Below are 251 nucleotides of genomic sequence, written 5' to 3'. Positions count from 1 at the left end.
CCACTGCCGCCGCGATGAACAGCGTCGTCCCCACCCAGGCCGGGATGGCCAGCGGCACGGTCAACATGTTCCGCCAGCTCGGCGGCGTCCTCGGAACCAGCGTGCTCGGATCCATCCTGACGGCGCAGCTGGCCGAGGCCCTGCGGACACAGCCGCCCGCCGAAGCGTTCGAGTCCGCGTTTCACGTCTGCGCGGTGGTCGCTGCGATCGTGTTCGCGGTGGTGGCGGTACCTGCCGCGCTGTTCGTACAC

The 251-nt window shown here is 70.1% G+C and carries 1 pseudogene; it reads left to right on the top strand.

The window, feature by feature from the left end:
* Window positions 1-14: 14 nt before the first annotated feature.
* Window positions 15-251: pseudogene (locus SB754_RS21810) on the top strand (hypothetical protein); the annotation flags it as partial.

The sequence above is a fragment of the Leifsonia sp. SIMBA_070 genome (assembly GCF_046534635.1).
In the GTDB taxonomy this organism is placed as follows: Bacteria; Actinomycetota; Actinomycetes; order Actinomycetales; family Microbacteriaceae; genus Leifsonia.
This window is presented reverse-complemented; position numbering and strand designations above follow the sequence as displayed.